15 protein-coding genes are annotated in these 13,713 nt (G+C 66.6%); 2 read left to right on the forward strand and 13 right to left on the reverse strand.

The window, feature by feature from the left end:
• Complete coding sequence (locus tag HD883_RS24790) at window positions 1-858, forward strand: 23S rRNA (adenine(2030)-N(6))-methyltransferase RlmJ (RefSeq protein WP_179590659.1); 858 nt, start codon at window positions 1-3, stop codon at window positions 856-858.
• A gap of 80 nt (window positions 859-938) precedes the next feature.
• Here HD883_RS24790 and HD883_RS24795 read toward each other — a convergent pair whose 3' ends face one another.
• Both HD883_RS24795 and HD883_RS24800 read right to left on the reverse strand, forming a co-directional pair.
• On the reverse strand, window positions 939-1,940 hold the full coding sequence (locus HD883_RS24795; protein WP_179590657.1) for a Bug family tripartite tricarboxylate transporter substrate binding protein: 1,002 nt from the start codon (window positions 1,938-1,940) through the stop codon (window positions 939-941).
• 102 nt (window positions 1,941-2,042) lie between these two features.
• Window positions 2,043-2,492, reverse strand: a complete 450-nt coding sequence (locus tag HD883_RS24800; RefSeq protein WP_179590655.1) for a carboxymuconolactone decarboxylase family protein — start codon at window positions 2,490-2,492, stop codon at window positions 2,043-2,045.
• A 122-nt stretch (window positions 2,493-2,614) separates the two neighbouring features.
• Between HD883_RS24800 and HD883_RS24805 the strand changes: the two genes are divergently transcribed.
• The gene (locus HD883_RS24805; RefSeq protein WP_179590653.1) at window positions 2,615-3,283 is read left to right on the forward strand and encodes a GntR family transcriptional regulator; all 669 of its coding nucleotides are present in this window, start codon (window positions 2,615-2,617) and stop codon (window positions 3,281-3,283) included.
• A gap of 31 nt (window positions 3,284-3,314) precedes the next feature.
• Here the strand turns inward: HD883_RS24805 and HD883_RS24810 are convergent, their stop codons facing one another.
• The 11 genes from HD883_RS24810 to HD883_RS24860 all read right to left on the reverse strand — a co-directional run bounded on the left by HD883_RS24810 (window position 3,315) and on the right by HD883_RS24860 (window position 13,644).
• Window positions 3,315-5,243, reverse strand: a complete 1,929-nt coding sequence (locus tag HD883_RS24810; protein WP_179590651.1) for a hybrid sensor histidine kinase/response regulator — start codon at window positions 5,241-5,243, stop codon at window positions 3,315-3,317.
• On the reverse strand, window positions 5,240-7,027 hold the full coding sequence (locus tag HD883_RS24815; protein WP_179590649.1) for an ATP-binding response regulator: 1,788 nt from the start codon (window positions 7,025-7,027) through the stop codon (window positions 5,240-5,242). The genes HD883_RS24810 and HD883_RS24815 overlap by 4 nt, the downstream gene beginning before the upstream one ends.
• A 23-nt stretch (window positions 7,028-7,050) precedes the next feature.
• Window positions 7,051-8,055 (reverse strand): ATP-binding protein, encoded by a 1,005-nt coding sequence (locus tag HD883_RS24820; protein ID WP_179590647.1) that lies wholly within the window; start codon window positions 8,053-8,055, stop codon window positions 7,051-7,053.
• Between the two features lie 13 nt (window positions 8,056-8,068).
• Entirely contained in the window at window positions 8,069-8,482 is a 414-nt protein-coding gene (locus HD883_RS24825; protein WP_179590645.1) for an anti-sigma regulatory factor, read from the reverse strand.
• Complete coding sequence (locus HD883_RS24830; RefSeq protein WP_179590643.1) at window positions 8,482-8,850, reverse strand: STAS domain-containing protein; 369 nt, start codon at window positions 8,848-8,850, stop codon at window positions 8,482-8,484. The genes HD883_RS24825 and HD883_RS24830 overlap by 1 nt, the downstream gene beginning before the upstream one ends.
• A gap of 3 nt (window positions 8,851-8,853) precedes the next feature.
• Window positions 8,854-9,708, reverse strand: coding sequence for an STAS domain-containing protein (locus HD883_RS24835; RefSeq protein WP_179590641.1), 855 nt, complete (start codon window positions 9,706-9,708; stop codon window positions 8,854-8,856).
• Between the two features lie 163 nt (window positions 9,709-9,871).
• Window positions 9,872-10,549: a glycosyltransferase gene (locus tag HD883_RS24840; RefSeq protein WP_179590639.1), complete on the reverse strand. Its 678-nt coding sequence runs from the start codon at window positions 10,547-10,549 to the stop codon at window positions 9,872-9,874.
• Window positions 10,546-11,145 (reverse strand): class I SAM-dependent methyltransferase, encoded by a 600-nt coding sequence (locus HD883_RS24845; protein ID WP_179590637.1) that lies wholly within the window; start codon window positions 11,143-11,145, stop codon window positions 10,546-10,548. The genes HD883_RS24840 and HD883_RS24845 overlap by 4 nt, the downstream gene beginning before the upstream one ends.
• Window positions 11,146-11,155: 10 nt before the next feature.
• Window positions 11,156-11,917 carry a PIG-L deacetylase family protein gene (locus HD883_RS24850; protein ID WP_179590635.1) on the reverse strand — a complete coding sequence of 254 codons (762 nt, stop codon included), beginning with the start codon at window positions 11,915-11,917 and terminating at the stop codon, window positions 11,156-11,158.
• Window positions 11,905-12,945, reverse strand: coding sequence for an acyl-CoA dehydrogenase family protein (locus HD883_RS24855; RefSeq protein ID WP_373563475.1), 1,041 nt, complete (start codon window positions 12,943-12,945; stop codon window positions 11,905-11,907). Before HD883_RS24855 ends, HD883_RS24850 begins: the two co-directional genes overlap by 13 nt.
• Before the next feature lie 519 nt (window positions 12,946-13,464).
• Window positions 13,465-13,644, reverse strand: coding sequence for a CsbD family protein (locus tag HD883_RS24860; protein ID WP_179590633.1), 180 nt, complete (start codon window positions 13,642-13,644; stop codon window positions 13,465-13,467).
• Window positions 13,645-13,713: the final 69 nt, after the last annotated feature.

Consider the following 13,713-nt stretch of genomic DNA (forward strand, 5'->3'; position numbering starts at 1 on the left):
ATGTTCAGCTACCGTCACGCCTTTCACGCCGGCAACCACGCCGACGTCCTCAAACATGCCATCGTGGTCTACCTGCTGCGCCATCTTGCGCAAAAGGACGCGCCCTATTGGGTGATCGACACGCACGCCGGGGCCGGCGCCTACGCGTTGGAAGACGAGTGGGCGGAAAAGAATGCCGAGTATGAAACCGGCATCGCCAAGATCTGGGAACGTGAAGACCTGCCCGAGATGATCGCGGATTACCTGGAACAGGTGGACGCTTTCAACGAAGACGGCACGCTGCGCTACTACCCGGGATCGCCCTTCATCGCCGCGCAGTTGCTGCGCGATCGAGACCGCCTGCGGCTGTTCGAACTGCACCCGACCGAGATCGATGTGCTGCGCAAGAACGTGCAGTCGCAGGGCAGGGACATTGCCCGCCGCACCATGATCTATGCGGCCGATGGCTTCGAAGGCATCAAGGCGCTGCTGCCGCCGCCGACCCGCCGCGGGCTGGTGCTGCTCGATCCGTCGTACGAGGACAAGCGTGATTACGCGCGCGTGGTCCAGAGCGTGAAGGATGGCCTGGAGCGTTTCGCCACGGGCTGCTACGCCGTCTGGTATCCGCAGGTGGCGCGCAACGAGGCCATCCAGCTGCCCGAGCGTCTGGCCAAGCTGCCGGTGAAAAGCTGGGTGCATGCCGCGCTGACGGTGCAGTCGCCGTCGGGGGACGGGCTGGGGCTCAATGGCAGCGGCATGTTCATCCTGAACCCGCCTTGGACGCTGGCCGCCGCCTTGAAGGACACCTTGCCCTGGCTGACCGAGGCGCTGGGACAGGACGACGGGGCCAAGTACACGCTGGAATTCAAGGAAGGCTGAACGCAAAAGAAGCGGGCAGACACGGAAGCCGCCCGCCGCCCGCCGCGCTCCGTGTTGCCTCGCGGCGCTTCAGGCCACTTTCAATCCGCCCGGATGTTCCCCTTCTTCACGATCCCGCCCCACAGCGCGATTTCACTTCGCACGTAATCGCCAAATGCCGGGCTGTCCATGAAGTTGACCTGCACGCCGGTGTTGGTCATCACCTCCATCACGGCCGGATCGGCCAGCGCCTTGCGATTGGCGGCGGTCAGCGCGGCCACCACGGCGGGGGGCGTGGCGGCGGGCACGAACATGCCGGCCCACGTCGCACACACCACGCTGGGGTAGCCCAGCTCGGCAAAGGTCGGCACATCGGGCAGGGCCGGATGCCGCTGCGCCGCCGCGACGGCCAGCGCCCGGGTCTTGCCGGCCTTCAGGTTGGGCAGGGACACCGTGACGGTGTCGAACATCATGGCGATATTCCCGCCCAGCAGATCCACCGCCGCTGGCGCGCCGCCCTTGTAGGGCACATGGGTCATGTCCACGTTGGCCGCCTGCTTGAACAATTCGCCTGCCAGGTGCAGCGACGTGCCGTTGCCGGCGGACCCGAAGGTCAGCTTGCCGGGCTCGCGCTGCGCCTGGGCGATCAGGTCGGGCACGCTGCGGACGTCGCTGCTGGCGCGCACCACCAGCACATTGGGCACCGACCCCCAATGCGCGACCGGCGTGAAGTCGCGCACGGCATCGAAGGGCAGGCGGGGGAACAGCGCCGGGTTCACGCCATGCGTGGCCGACGTCCCGACCAGCACGGCGTAGCCGGTCGGCGCGGCCTTGGCGATCTGTTCCGCACCGATATTGCCGCCGGCGCCCGGCTTGTTTTCCACCACCACCTGCTGGCCCAGTTCGCGGCTGAGCGACGCGCCCATGGCCCGCGCCATCTGGTCGATCGCGCCGCCTGCGGCAAAGGGCACGACCATCTGGATCGGCCGGACAGGAAAGGTTTGGGGAGCGGTGGCCTGGGCACGCGCGGGGGCGGGCGCCAGCAGGACCGTCAAGGCGGCTGTCAGTGCGATACCCGCAACGGTCGCTGTGTTCGTAGTCATGTTTGTCTCCTGATGATCGGAGCAGCCGTGACGTGCTGATGCACGTCCGCCCCGGGGTACCGCTGGCCCGTGATCGGGCTCTGTGGCGGTTGGGGGACGGCGTTATGCCGGATCGGCCTGCTTGCTTTCGTGCTCGGCGATCGTCGCCAGCAGTTCCGCGCCGCGGTTGGCCGCCGACAGGCCGCGGAACAGGAAGCACAGGCTGACCACGGCCTGCATTTCTTCCCAGCTTGCGCCGGCGCGGCGTGCCGCAATGCCGTGCAGCACGACGGCGTCATTCATGTCCATCAGCAGCATGCCGAACAGCATCAGCTGCGCCGTCTTCACGTCGAAGCACTTGGGGTACATGGCCTGCTCGCGCATCTGTTCCTGCAGGTCCAGCAGCTTGGGGTCCAGGGCGCCAGTCACGGCCAGGCGGGCCTCGATGCGGGGCGGAATGAAGCCGATCAGGTCCTTGTAGATGTCGCCGCGGGCGTCTTGCGAGGCAACGGTATCGGCATAGGCGCCAATGCGCGATTCCACCAACTGGCGATCGATTCGTTTGGGCAGCATGACAGTCTCCATAGGGGTTCGATGAGGGGTATCCGCAACGTTCTGCCGCCCATGGTCACGGAAATCGATTTTCACGTCAATATCGATTTTACCCGCGCCTGTTTACGATATCATCGCAAGCCATGAGCGCCTCTCTCACCTCCCGACTGACCCAAACGCTGCGCGACGAGCTGCTGAACGGCGCGTTCAAGCCCGGCCAACCGCTGCGGCTGAACCAGTTGTGCGAGCAATTCGACGTCAGTCTCAGCCCCTTGCGTGAAGCCATGTCACGGCTGGCGGCCGAAGGGCTGGTGATCGCGCAGGATCAGCGCGGCTATCAGGTGGCGCCGGTGTCGCTCAAGAATCATGAAGAGATCACCGCGTTGCGGGTGATGCTCGAACCCTGTGCCCTGCGTGCCGCGATGGCGCAGGGGGGCGAGGAATGGGAAGTGGACCTGGTGGCGGCGCACCACCGCCTGCAGATGATCGAAAAGCGCACAGCCGTGGCGGGCGAAGCGCCGGCCGACTGGGAACAGCGGCACCGCGAATTCCACCTGACGCTGATCGGCGCCGGACAGATGCCGGTGCTGACGCAGTTCTGCGAAAAGCTGCTGGACTTTTCCGACCGCTACCGCCGCATCTTCTTGCGCACGCGTCCGCTGGACCGGAACATTCCCGATGAACACGACGCGATCCTGAAGGCGGCGCTGGCACGGGACGCCGAGACGGCCTGCGCGCTGCTGACGCAGCACATCGAACGCACGGCCGCCAACATCTCGAAAATGTTGAAGACGGATCTGCCGTCAGCCTGAACGCAAAGGCGGGCAGGCGGCCCCAGCCTGCCTAGACCGCCTGCTCCGGCAGGTTGTCGATCACCGCTTCCAGGCTGGCCAGGTCAACGGGCTTGACCAGATGGAAGTCGATTCCCGCCGACCGCGACTTGAGCTTGTCGGCCGCCTGGCCATAGCCCGACAACGCCACCAGCACCGCCCGCGAGGTGGCGGGTGACGCGCGCAGTTCCCGCGCCAGCTGATAGCCATCCAGCAGCGGCAGGCCGATGTCCAGAATGATCACGTCGGGCTGCAGTTGCCGCGCGGCTTCCAGGCCGCTGACGCCATCGAGCGCGACGTTCACGATGTGCCCGCGTTCGCCCAGCAGCAAGGCCATGCCTTCGGCCGCATCGGCGTTGTCTTCCACGACCAGAATGCGCCGCGACGTGGACTGCCCCGCGATGGCCGCGGGGTCGGTCGATGCGCGCGGGCCGGGGGCGCCCAGCGGCAGGTCCAGCGTGAACACCGACCCCTTGCCGGCGCCGCCGCTTTCAGCCGTGATGCGGCCATCGTGCATGTGCGCCAGCGTCTGCGCCAGCGACAGGCCCAGTCCCAGGCCGCCTTGCGAGCGGTCCAGCGACGGGTCGGCCTGCATGAACAGATCGAACACATGGGGCAGGGTATCGGCCGCGATGCCGATGCCGTTGTCCCGCACGCTCAGGTGCAGGCGGTTGCCCTGCTGTTCGGCGGTCAGCGTGATTTCGCCGCCCATGGGCGTGTATTTGGCGGCGTTGTTCAAGAGGTTGCCCAGCACTTGCGCCAGGCGGACGGGGTCGGCCGACAGCCACAGTTCGTGCATGGGCATGACGGCGTTGAACACGTGATTGCGCTGGTCCATCAGCGGCCGCACGGCCTCCGACGCGGCGCGCACCACGGTCGATAGCGCCACCGGTTCGCGCACCAGCGAAATCTTGCCGTGCGTGATGCGTGACACGTCGAGCAGTTCGTCCACCAGCCGGCTCAGGTGATCCACCTGGCGCGAAATGATCTCGCGCGCCTTCAGCTGGACGCCCGTGGCGCTGGGCTCGATCAGGCGCATCAGTTCGACGGCATTGCGAATGGGGGCCAGCGGATTGCGCAGTTCGTGCGCCAGCATCGCCAGGAATTCGTCTTTGCGGCGGTCCGCGTCGACCAGCGCCTGCGCGGCGGTCTTGCGGTCCGTGATGTCGTGGGCGACCCCGGTCAGCCGCGTGATGGCGCCGTCGGCGCCGCGTATCGGAAAGCCCCGGTCGTGGATCCACGCAATGCGGCCGTCGGCATGTTGCAGACGGTATTCCTCGTCATAGCTGCCGGTGCTGCGCGCCACATGCAACGACGACTTCACGCGTTCGCGATCGTCCGGATGGACCGGCGCCCACCACAGGTCGGGGTTCGCCAGCACGGCCGCATCGCTCACGCCCCATACGCTGCCGATCGCCTTGCTCACATACACATGCTCGCCCAGCGCCGGTTCGTACACCCAGAACACGTCGCCGATTGCCTCGGCCATCTGCCGGAACCGTTCTTCACTTTCGCGCAGGGCGGATTCGGCCGTGCGGTGCGCGTCTTCGGCTGCCTTGAGGCGGAGCAGGGCGCGCACGTTGGCGATCAATTCTTCGGGTTCGATCGGCTCGATCAGATAGCTGTCGGCGCCGCCATCGAACGCCTTGACGCGATCGCGGCTCTGCACCGCCGACGCCGACGTCTGCAGCACGATGATGGACCCGGTGATGGGGTCGTCCTTGATCCGCCGGCACACTTCCATGCCGTTGATGTCGGGCAGCATGACGTCGAGCAGCATCAGGCTAGGCTGCTCGCGCGCGGCGGCGTCCAGCGCTTCCTGCCCGGTCGCCGCCTCAATCACGCGGTAGCCGGCCAGCTTGAGCAGGCGCGACTTGGCGTAGCGGCCGCCTTCGTTGTCGTCGACGTTCAGGATCAGATCGTTGCGAGGCGGCGTCGTCATGCCACAGAATCTCCGGAAGCGGATGAAGGCGACACCGAACCGGGCGTATCAAGCCGCGCCAGCAACGCCAGCACATCATGCCGTTCCGCCGGTTTGGCCAGATAGGCGTCGGCGCCCAGGGCCAGGCCCTTGCTCTTGTCCAGGTTGTCGGTCGCGATGATCAACAGGGGATCGGTATCGCCATGCTTGATCTCGGTCAGCAGGCGCCAGGCCTCTTCCTCGGGCGGTACGATTTCCAGCAGCACGGCGGCCACGGGAATCATGGCCAGCATCTTGCGGGCATCATGCACGGTCGCCACCGACACGGGCTGGTAGCGGGTGCCGCGCACGTAATCCTCATACAACAGGCGCGTGGCCGGATCGTCTTCGACGATCAGCACGGTAGGGCGATCGGGGTCGAGCGCCAGCGCGCGGTCGGTGGACGAAATTTCGTGCAGCGGATCTTCTTCGGCATACCGCAGCGGCAGCGTGGCAATGAACACCGAACCCACGCCCGGCGCGCTTTCGGCTTTCAGATCCCCGCCCATCAGCTCGGCCAGCTTGCGGCACAGCGGCAGGCCCAGGCCCGTGCCTTTCACGCCGCGCTGCAGGCGGTTTTCGATCTGCGTGAATTCTTCGAAGATCAGCGGCAGGTGTTCGGTGGCAATGCCCAGTCCGGTATCGCGCACGCGAAATTCCATCGATCGGCCGTCGGCCGTCACTTGCGCCGATACCTCGACTTCGCCGCGTTCGGTAAATTTGAGCGCGTTCGAAATCAGGTTGCGCAGGATCTGCGCGATCTTGCCTTCGTCGCTGAACATGGTCGGCAGGGCGTCATCGTGCACGAACAGCAGATCGACCTTGCTCGAGAGCAGGGGCCGCATCATGCCGCGCAGCGCGCTGAACACATTGGCCACGTCCACCGGCGCGGCGCGCACGTCGGTCTTGCCGGCTTCGATCTTGGCCAGGTCGAGCAGGTCGTTCACCAGTTCCGACAGGTCTTCGGCACCGCGCAGGATCAGGCTCACCTGCTTTTCCTGCTCGGGCTGCAGATCGCCATCCACCCGCGCCAGCAGCAGGCGCGACAGCGCCCGGATCGAGCTGAGCGGCGTGCGGAATTCATGGCTCATGTTGGACAGGAAGCGCGACTTCATGTGGTCGGCGCGGCGCAGGTCTTCGGCCTTTTCATCCAGCTCGGCATACAGCGCGACCACGCCGCGGTTCGTGTCTTCGAGCTCGGCGGTCAGCTGGATCAGTTCTTCCTGACGCGCGCGCACGTCTTCCAGCGCCTGCAGCAGTTCCTGGTTGTGGCGTTGCACTTCGTCAAAGCTGGTCGCCAGCGGCCCCTTGGCCAGTTGCGCGCCCAGGTCGCCGATCTGCGGGCCTGACAGGGCCGGCATGCCGGGGGGCAGCAGCTTCTTCAAGGTAATGAGGGTGCCGCGTTCCCCGGTGTCGACCGAACTCTGGTCCATCAGGCGCATCGCGCCGGTCAGGCCCACGCCCATGCCGGTGCTGGACACATAGCGGCCGTTCAAGACCTGCTGCAGCTGGCCGATGCCCGGGCCGTTGTCCGAGATCTTCACGATCAATACCTGCGGCGGCGTTTCGCCTTCCAGCAGATAGTCGATGCGCCCGCCGCCCGCATAGCTGAAGGCGTTGCGCGCGACTTCCGAAATGGCGGTCGCCAGCCGTGTCTGGTCCTGCACGCTGAAGCCCAGCAACTCGGCGATCTGCCGGGTGCGCTGGCGCGCCAGCACCACGTCCTGCTCCAGGGAAATGCTCAGGCTCAATATCCGATGACTCATGTCCGTCCCACCCCGATCCGTACTCAGTTGCGCCGCGCGACGAGGACGGTAACGTCGTCGCGCTTGCGCCAATGGGCCTTGCACACCGTGGCGGCGATCACCGCCGGATGACGTGCATCGAGTCCCGGGAAGTCGTTGAGGTTCCATTGCGTCGACAGGCCATCGCTGTGCATCAGCAGCCAGCTGTCATGCGGCCAGTCCACGTCCATGGATCCCACCTTGCGCATGTTGTGGCCAACGATGCCATTGTGCGTGACCAGCTGCTTGCGCGCGCCATGGCCGCCAATGAAGGCGGCCACGTTGCCCACGCCGGCAAACTGCGCCTGGCCGGTCGACAGGTTCAACGACAGCACCGACACCGCGGCGCCGCGGGTGGCGCGCAAGGCGCCGTGCGCTTCGTGGATCAGGTCGGCGGCCGGCCAGTTTTCGCGTTTGGGCAGGACCTCGGTCGCCGCCATCGATGCACGATAGGCTTCCAGTCCGTGGCCCAGGCCATCGGCCACCATGATCGCGCAGCGTTCACCGTGTTGCTCGACCCGCCAGTCATCGCCGGACAGGGTCTCGCCAGGCAAGGGCAGGCAGACGGCGCCAATGTCCAGCAACTGGTCGGGCACCACGCGGCCGGGCCACAGGGCCATCCAGAAAATCGACCCGTTGGCGCTGTCGCTGAACCAGTCGAACTGGTCCGACAGCCGCGCCAGCGCGCCCAGTCCGGTGCCCGCCGTGCCGGCCGTTGAATGTCCGTCGGCAAAGCTCAGCGCCGCATCGGGCAGGCCGGGGCCGTTGTCCAGCGCGATCACTTCAATGCCGTCGCCCGCCTCGTCGGAATGGGGATGGGCCAGCGGGCGGATCAGCAGCACGCCGCTGCCGGCATGCTTCAGGATATTGGTGGCAGCTTCGGTGACCACGATCGCCACGCGGCCGCGGTCAGTCTCGTTCAGGCCAATGCTGCGGGCGATCTCGGTGGCCTGGCGGCGCGCGTCGGCCACCTGGCTCACGTCATCGATCGGAAGGGCGATCTGTCGCATTACGCGTTCGCCATCACATGCGTTTCCACTTGATGACCGACACCCGCGTGCCCCGGCCCACTTCGGAATCGATCGAAAATTCGTCGCAGAGCCGCTTGGAGCCGCCCAGGCCCATGCCCAGTCCGCCGCCACTCGTAAAGCCGTCTTTCAAGGCCAGGTCCAGGTCGGGAATGCCGGGCCCATGATCGATGAACGACAGCTGGATGCCGCGGCGTCCAGGCTGTTCGGGCAACGACACATGGGCTTCGCCGCCCCCGCCATACTTGAGCGTGTTGCGCGCCAGTTCGCTGGCGGCGGTCACGACCTTGGTCTGGTCAGCCAATCCGAACCCGAGCGCCACGACCCGCTCGCGCACGTATTTGCGCATGCGGACCACGTCCTCGTCCGTCTGCAAGGGCAGCACGGCAAGCACCTCGGTGTCGTTCATCATTCGATCAGACGATCGAAGTCGCGCGTGAGCAGCGCCATGCCTCGTTCCACATTGAGGGCGGTCTTGACGCCATCGAGCGTCAGGCCCAGTTCAACCAAGGTGATCGCCACCGCCGGCCGCATGCCGACCAGCACGGTATCGGCATCCAGCACCCGGGCCATGGCCGCAGTGTTGCTGATCATGCGGCCAATGAAGGAATCAACGACATCCAGCGCCGAAATGTCGATCAGCACGCCTGATGCGCGGTCCCGGACGATCCGGTTCGTCAGGTCGTCCTGCAGGGTCATGGCAAGCCGGTCGTGCATATCCACCTGGATGGTCACGAGCAGAAACTTGCCCATTTTCAGAATGGGGATGCGTTCCATGGATCAGCGCGCCGTGTTGGGGAGGTTGGTCGCGCCGGTGCGCTTCAGGGCAATCACGAAGGCGTCGGCCAGCGTGGCCTTGGTCGTCACGTCGGTCAGATCCACGCCCAGATGCACGATGGTCTGCGCGATCTGCGGACGGATGCCGCTGATGATGCAGTCCGCGCCCATCAGGCGGGCGGCGGCCACGGTCTTGAGCAGGTGCTGCGCGACCAGGGTGTCCACCGTCGGCACGCCGGTAATGTCGATGATGGCGATCGATGCGCCCGTCTCGACGATCTTTTCCAGCAGGCTTTCCATCACGACCTGCGTGCGGCCGCTATCGAGCGTGCCGATCAGGGGCAGGGCCAGGATGTTGTCCCACAGCTGGACCACGGGGGTCGACAGTTCCATCAGTTCCTGCTGCTGGCGCACGATCACTTCTTCGCGGCTCTTCTGGAACACTTCGGTGGTGTACAGGCCGAGCTGGTCGAGCATGGTGTCGATGGCGCGGTTCTGGTCGGCCAGCACGTCGGGCGTGGCGCTCAGCGCCTGGCTGAACACGGCAAAGATCGGATTCTTCAACGAGAAGATGAACATGGCGGTTTCAGACGGGCTGAAGCCGCTGCGCGCACGCGTGTTCGAAATTTCGGTCAGCAGGCCCCGCACTTCATCCCAGTCCCGGCCGGAAATATCGGCGGCGGTGCTGCGGCCCAGGGCAGCGATCAACGCGCCCAGGAACTGCCGGCACTGATCGCGCAATTGCGGTTCGGCCTGGCGTTTCTGACGCGCAGATTGCAGCAGACTGGCCACCCAGTTATCGAGAAGCTCGTTGTAATGGACTTCGAGAAGCTTGGCGGAGGCGTCTTGCAGGGGCATGGGGGTCCTTGTTGCTGCGTCAATGAGAGAGTAGGTTCGGGATTCTACGTAACAAACGTCATCCGGGGAGCGAATGTAGTAAGCATTTGCGCACGGCCAACAGGAAGCGGCGGTGTGGCAACCGCGGCTTCCTGTTCTCCCTTCTGTCGATGCGCCGTTTCTGTTAGCCCACGGCCTCCGGTTTCCACGCTGGCGCTGCCAGCGATCGCAGGTAGTCGCCAAATCCGCCGGCCGCGCGCGGATCGGTGCGGGCGCTGGTGGCCACGCGGGGCAAGGCGCTCCATGCGATGCGTGCGCCGGTGGACTCCAGCGCTTCGACCAGGGCAACGTCTTCACTGACGGCCAACGCGCTGAACCCGCCGGCGCGCAGGTAGGCTTGCGTCGATACGCCAAAGTTGGCGCCGTGGATGTGCCGATGATCGTCGCGATCCTGGTACAGGCGTTCATAACGTTCGCGCACGGCGGCGGTGTGCGCGGACCAGTCGTCCACGCTGACCACGCCGCAGACGGCGTCCGCACCCAGCCCGACCTGCGCGGCCAGCCAGTCGCGGGCGACCATCGTGTCGGCATCGGTAAACGCCAGCCAGCGCGCGCCACTGGCAATCAGCTGGGACGCGCCGGTGGCGCGGGCCAGACCCACGTTGCGGGCCTGCACCCGCAAGATGCCCACGCCATGGGCCAGCGCCACGTTTTCGGAATCGTCGGTGCAGCTATCGAGCACCACGACGACATAAACGGATTCGCCGCGCAGGTCCGGGTGCGCGGCGGCGCAGGCCACCGCCGCCAGGCAGGCCGCCAGGTTCTCGCCCTCGTTATGGGCCGGTATCACCACACCTATCATGTCAGTCCCTCCGCGCGGCCGACGGACTGCCCTTGGCGGGTCCAGACATCCAGCACAAAATCGTCTTCCTGGTGATGCACGATGCGCGGCAGGCCGGTTTCGGCCGCCAGGATCTCGTGCACCGCATCGCCGCCATACGCGCACCCGTCGATCAGCGGGCGCCAGTGGCAGGCCAGCAGCGTCCCGGTATCGGTCAACGAGCCCAGGCAGGCACGCGCCAGCGTGGCCAGATCGGCGGGGGGCAGGTAGTAGCCCAGCTCGCTGATCACGATCAGGTCGAACTGTTCGGCGGGCCAGTCGGCCGGCATGGTCATGGTTTCGACGCGGGCATGCGGCACGTCCCTGAGCCGTTGCCGGGCCAGGCGCACGGCCGGCGCGCTGGCGTCGCAGGCCAGCAGGCGATGGCATCGTGGCGCCAGGTCGGCTGCCAGTTCACCGTTCGCGCAGCCCGGCTCGAAGATGCTGTCGTAGAAGCTCGCGGGCAGGCAGGCGAGCGTGAGGGCGCGTTTGCGCTGTTCATACCAGCGCGTGCGGAATCCCCAGGGGTCGTCCGAAGCGGCGAACAGGCTGTCGAAATACGGCGGCGAAAGAGGCATGACGCTCCGGTCAGACAAAAACGAATTCGTGGTCACGCATCAGGCGCGCCAGCGCCCACGGTGGCAGGATGGCATGACCCGGCAACGTGGGATCGGCTTCGACCTGCGTGCGGTGCGCGGCAATCGCGCGGCGCTTGGCGGCGCGTAGCGCCGGGTCCAGGCGCACCCGGGCCAGACGGTGCCACGGCACGCGCGGGTCATCCGGTTCCGCCCAATGCCACATCCAGACCGGCAATTCCACCAATGGCAGACCGGCCTCGGCGCAGCAGGCGGCGGCCGCGCGCCCGGTGGCTTCATGGTCGGGGTGGCCGTCCAGGCGCCAGGTGGCGAACACCACGTCGCCCGGTTGCAGCATCGGTTTCAGTGCGCAGTGCAGCGCGGCCTCGGTGCCGGTCACGCCGCCATCGGGCAACTGCAGGCCGATCACCGGCACTGTCGCCAGACCCATTTCGTGCAGCGCGGCCAGGCGTTCGGCGCGCCGCGCGGCTTCCAGCGTGACGGGGGTCCAGCGGCGGGATCCGGTGTGGCTTCCGCCGCCATCGGTCACCGCCACGACCACCACGTCGCGGCCGGCATCGGTCCATTGGCGCATCAGCCCGCCGCAAGCCAGCAATTCATCGTCGGGGTGGGGCGCGATCACCACCGCGCGGCCGCGTTTCGGGACCAGGTCCGCCGCGTCAAGCACGGGCGGGCTGTGCAGCCCGGCCCAGGCATCCCAGACCGCTTCGGGCGTGCCTTCAGCGCGGATTTCGCGGTCGCCTACAAGTCCCATGTGGCCTCCGACGCATCAAGCCGCGTGCGTGCCAGGGCCGCCAGATCCTGCTCGGCGTGGCTTTGGCGAATGAACACGGGAAGGTCTGCCGCCATGCGGGCATATCGGGGATCACGGCAATACGGCGTGGCGCCCAGCGCGCGGCCGGCGTGATCAAGCACCCGGGTGGCGGCCGCTTCGGCGCTGGCCCGCACCCGCAGGGCGATGGCCATGGCGTCCTGCGTCGGGTGCGCGTCGATCCAGATGGCGGCTTCGCGCAGCAGCGCGGCGGTCTGGCCCAGGGCGACGTCTATCGCCCCCAGGTGAGCCAGGCGGAACGACAGCGCGGGGGAAACGGCTGCCGTGGGGCGGCCATCCTGACGACGAACCGCATCGGCGCACGCCTGGCGCACCGCATCGGCAATGGCGCACGCGCCGCCGTACCAGCACGCGGCAATGCCGGCGCCGCCCTGCCAGAAGCCGGGCCGGCCGACATATTGGCCAGGTTGGCCGACCCACTGCGCGCGGGCCTGTGCAAACTCTACGTCGACACTTCGGGTGGCTTCCATGCCGATGGCATGCCAGCCGCGGTCGGTCACCGTCACCCCGGGTTGATCCATGGCCACGGCCACCAGCACCGGTTCGCCATCGGCATTCCAGGCGCTGACGACCGCATGCGTCACGGCCGCCGCCCCCGAACACCAGGCCTTGGTGCCAGTCAGCAGCACGCTGCCGTCAGTGCCCGTTCGCGCTTCCACGCGTGCCGTGGGCGGCTCCGATGCCCAGGTGGCCCACAAGCTGCCCGGGGGCGGCGTCGGGCTGTCCAGGCTCGGGTCGTTCAGAGGGTCGTTCAGTTCGGCCAGGATCGCGATGGCGTCGGTATGGCCTTCCACCAGTTTGATGGCCGCCAGATCGACCTCGGCCACGGCAGCAAACACTCTCCACCGTGCCAGCGTATTGCCGTGTCCGGGCAATGCCAGCGTGTTCAAGCCTGCCGACACCAGGTCACGCAGCAAGTCGCCCGGGTCGATCGCGGATGCCGACGTCACCGATTCCAGAACGGTGTGCAGCCTGGTTTCAGCCTGACTCGGCGCCTGACCTGGACTCGTGGCCTCGTGATGACGCTCGGCTTGCGGTTCCTCGCCGATAGCCGAACCCCTGCCGCCAGCGGGCTGGAGCAGGGGAGCAGACGACGCATCGGATCGGACAGAACGCAGCAAGATCGGCCTTCAGACGTGAAAATGTCGGGGAGAACTTCGGGGGAAGCTTCAGCGGAAAACCCGGCCGACAGACGCACGACGCCGTGGGATCGCGTCATAGCGCGATCCCGGCACCGGCAATGCCGACTGGCTTCAGCTGTAAACGCCAACCCTGACGGGTCAGCGGGAATGAGGCGTGGACCCAAGGGTCCACGAAGTGACGCGTCCGGTGCGGCAGGCCATCCCGTCGTCTAGATCGGGGTCATCGCGCGGGCTTGAGTGCCGCCGCGCCGGACTTGGGCTTGCTCCGTGCCGGTTGCGCATTGCCGACTGGCGGCAACCGCAAACCGTGGGCAAGCGGTACTGCCTTTAGATCTTGCTGTCTTTGACGGCTTCTTTCACGTCGCCAACATTCTTCTGAACCTTGCCTTCGGCTTGGTTGGCCAGGCCCTTGGCCTGCGTGCTTGGGCTGTCAGTGGCTTTGCCCACGGCTTCCTGCACCTTGCCGCCGATTTCCTTGGCCGTACCCTTGATTTGGTCTTTGTTCATGGCTTTTCCTTTATCGCGGGAGAGTCCGCACAGACTCAACAGCAAGCGGCGTTCCCGGCTCTTCCCTAT

Source organism: Pigmentiphaga litoralis, assembly GCF_013408655.1.
Taxonomy (GTDB): Bacteria; Pseudomonadota; Gammaproteobacteria; order Burkholderiales; family Burkholderiaceae_B; genus Pigmentiphaga; species Pigmentiphaga litoralis_A.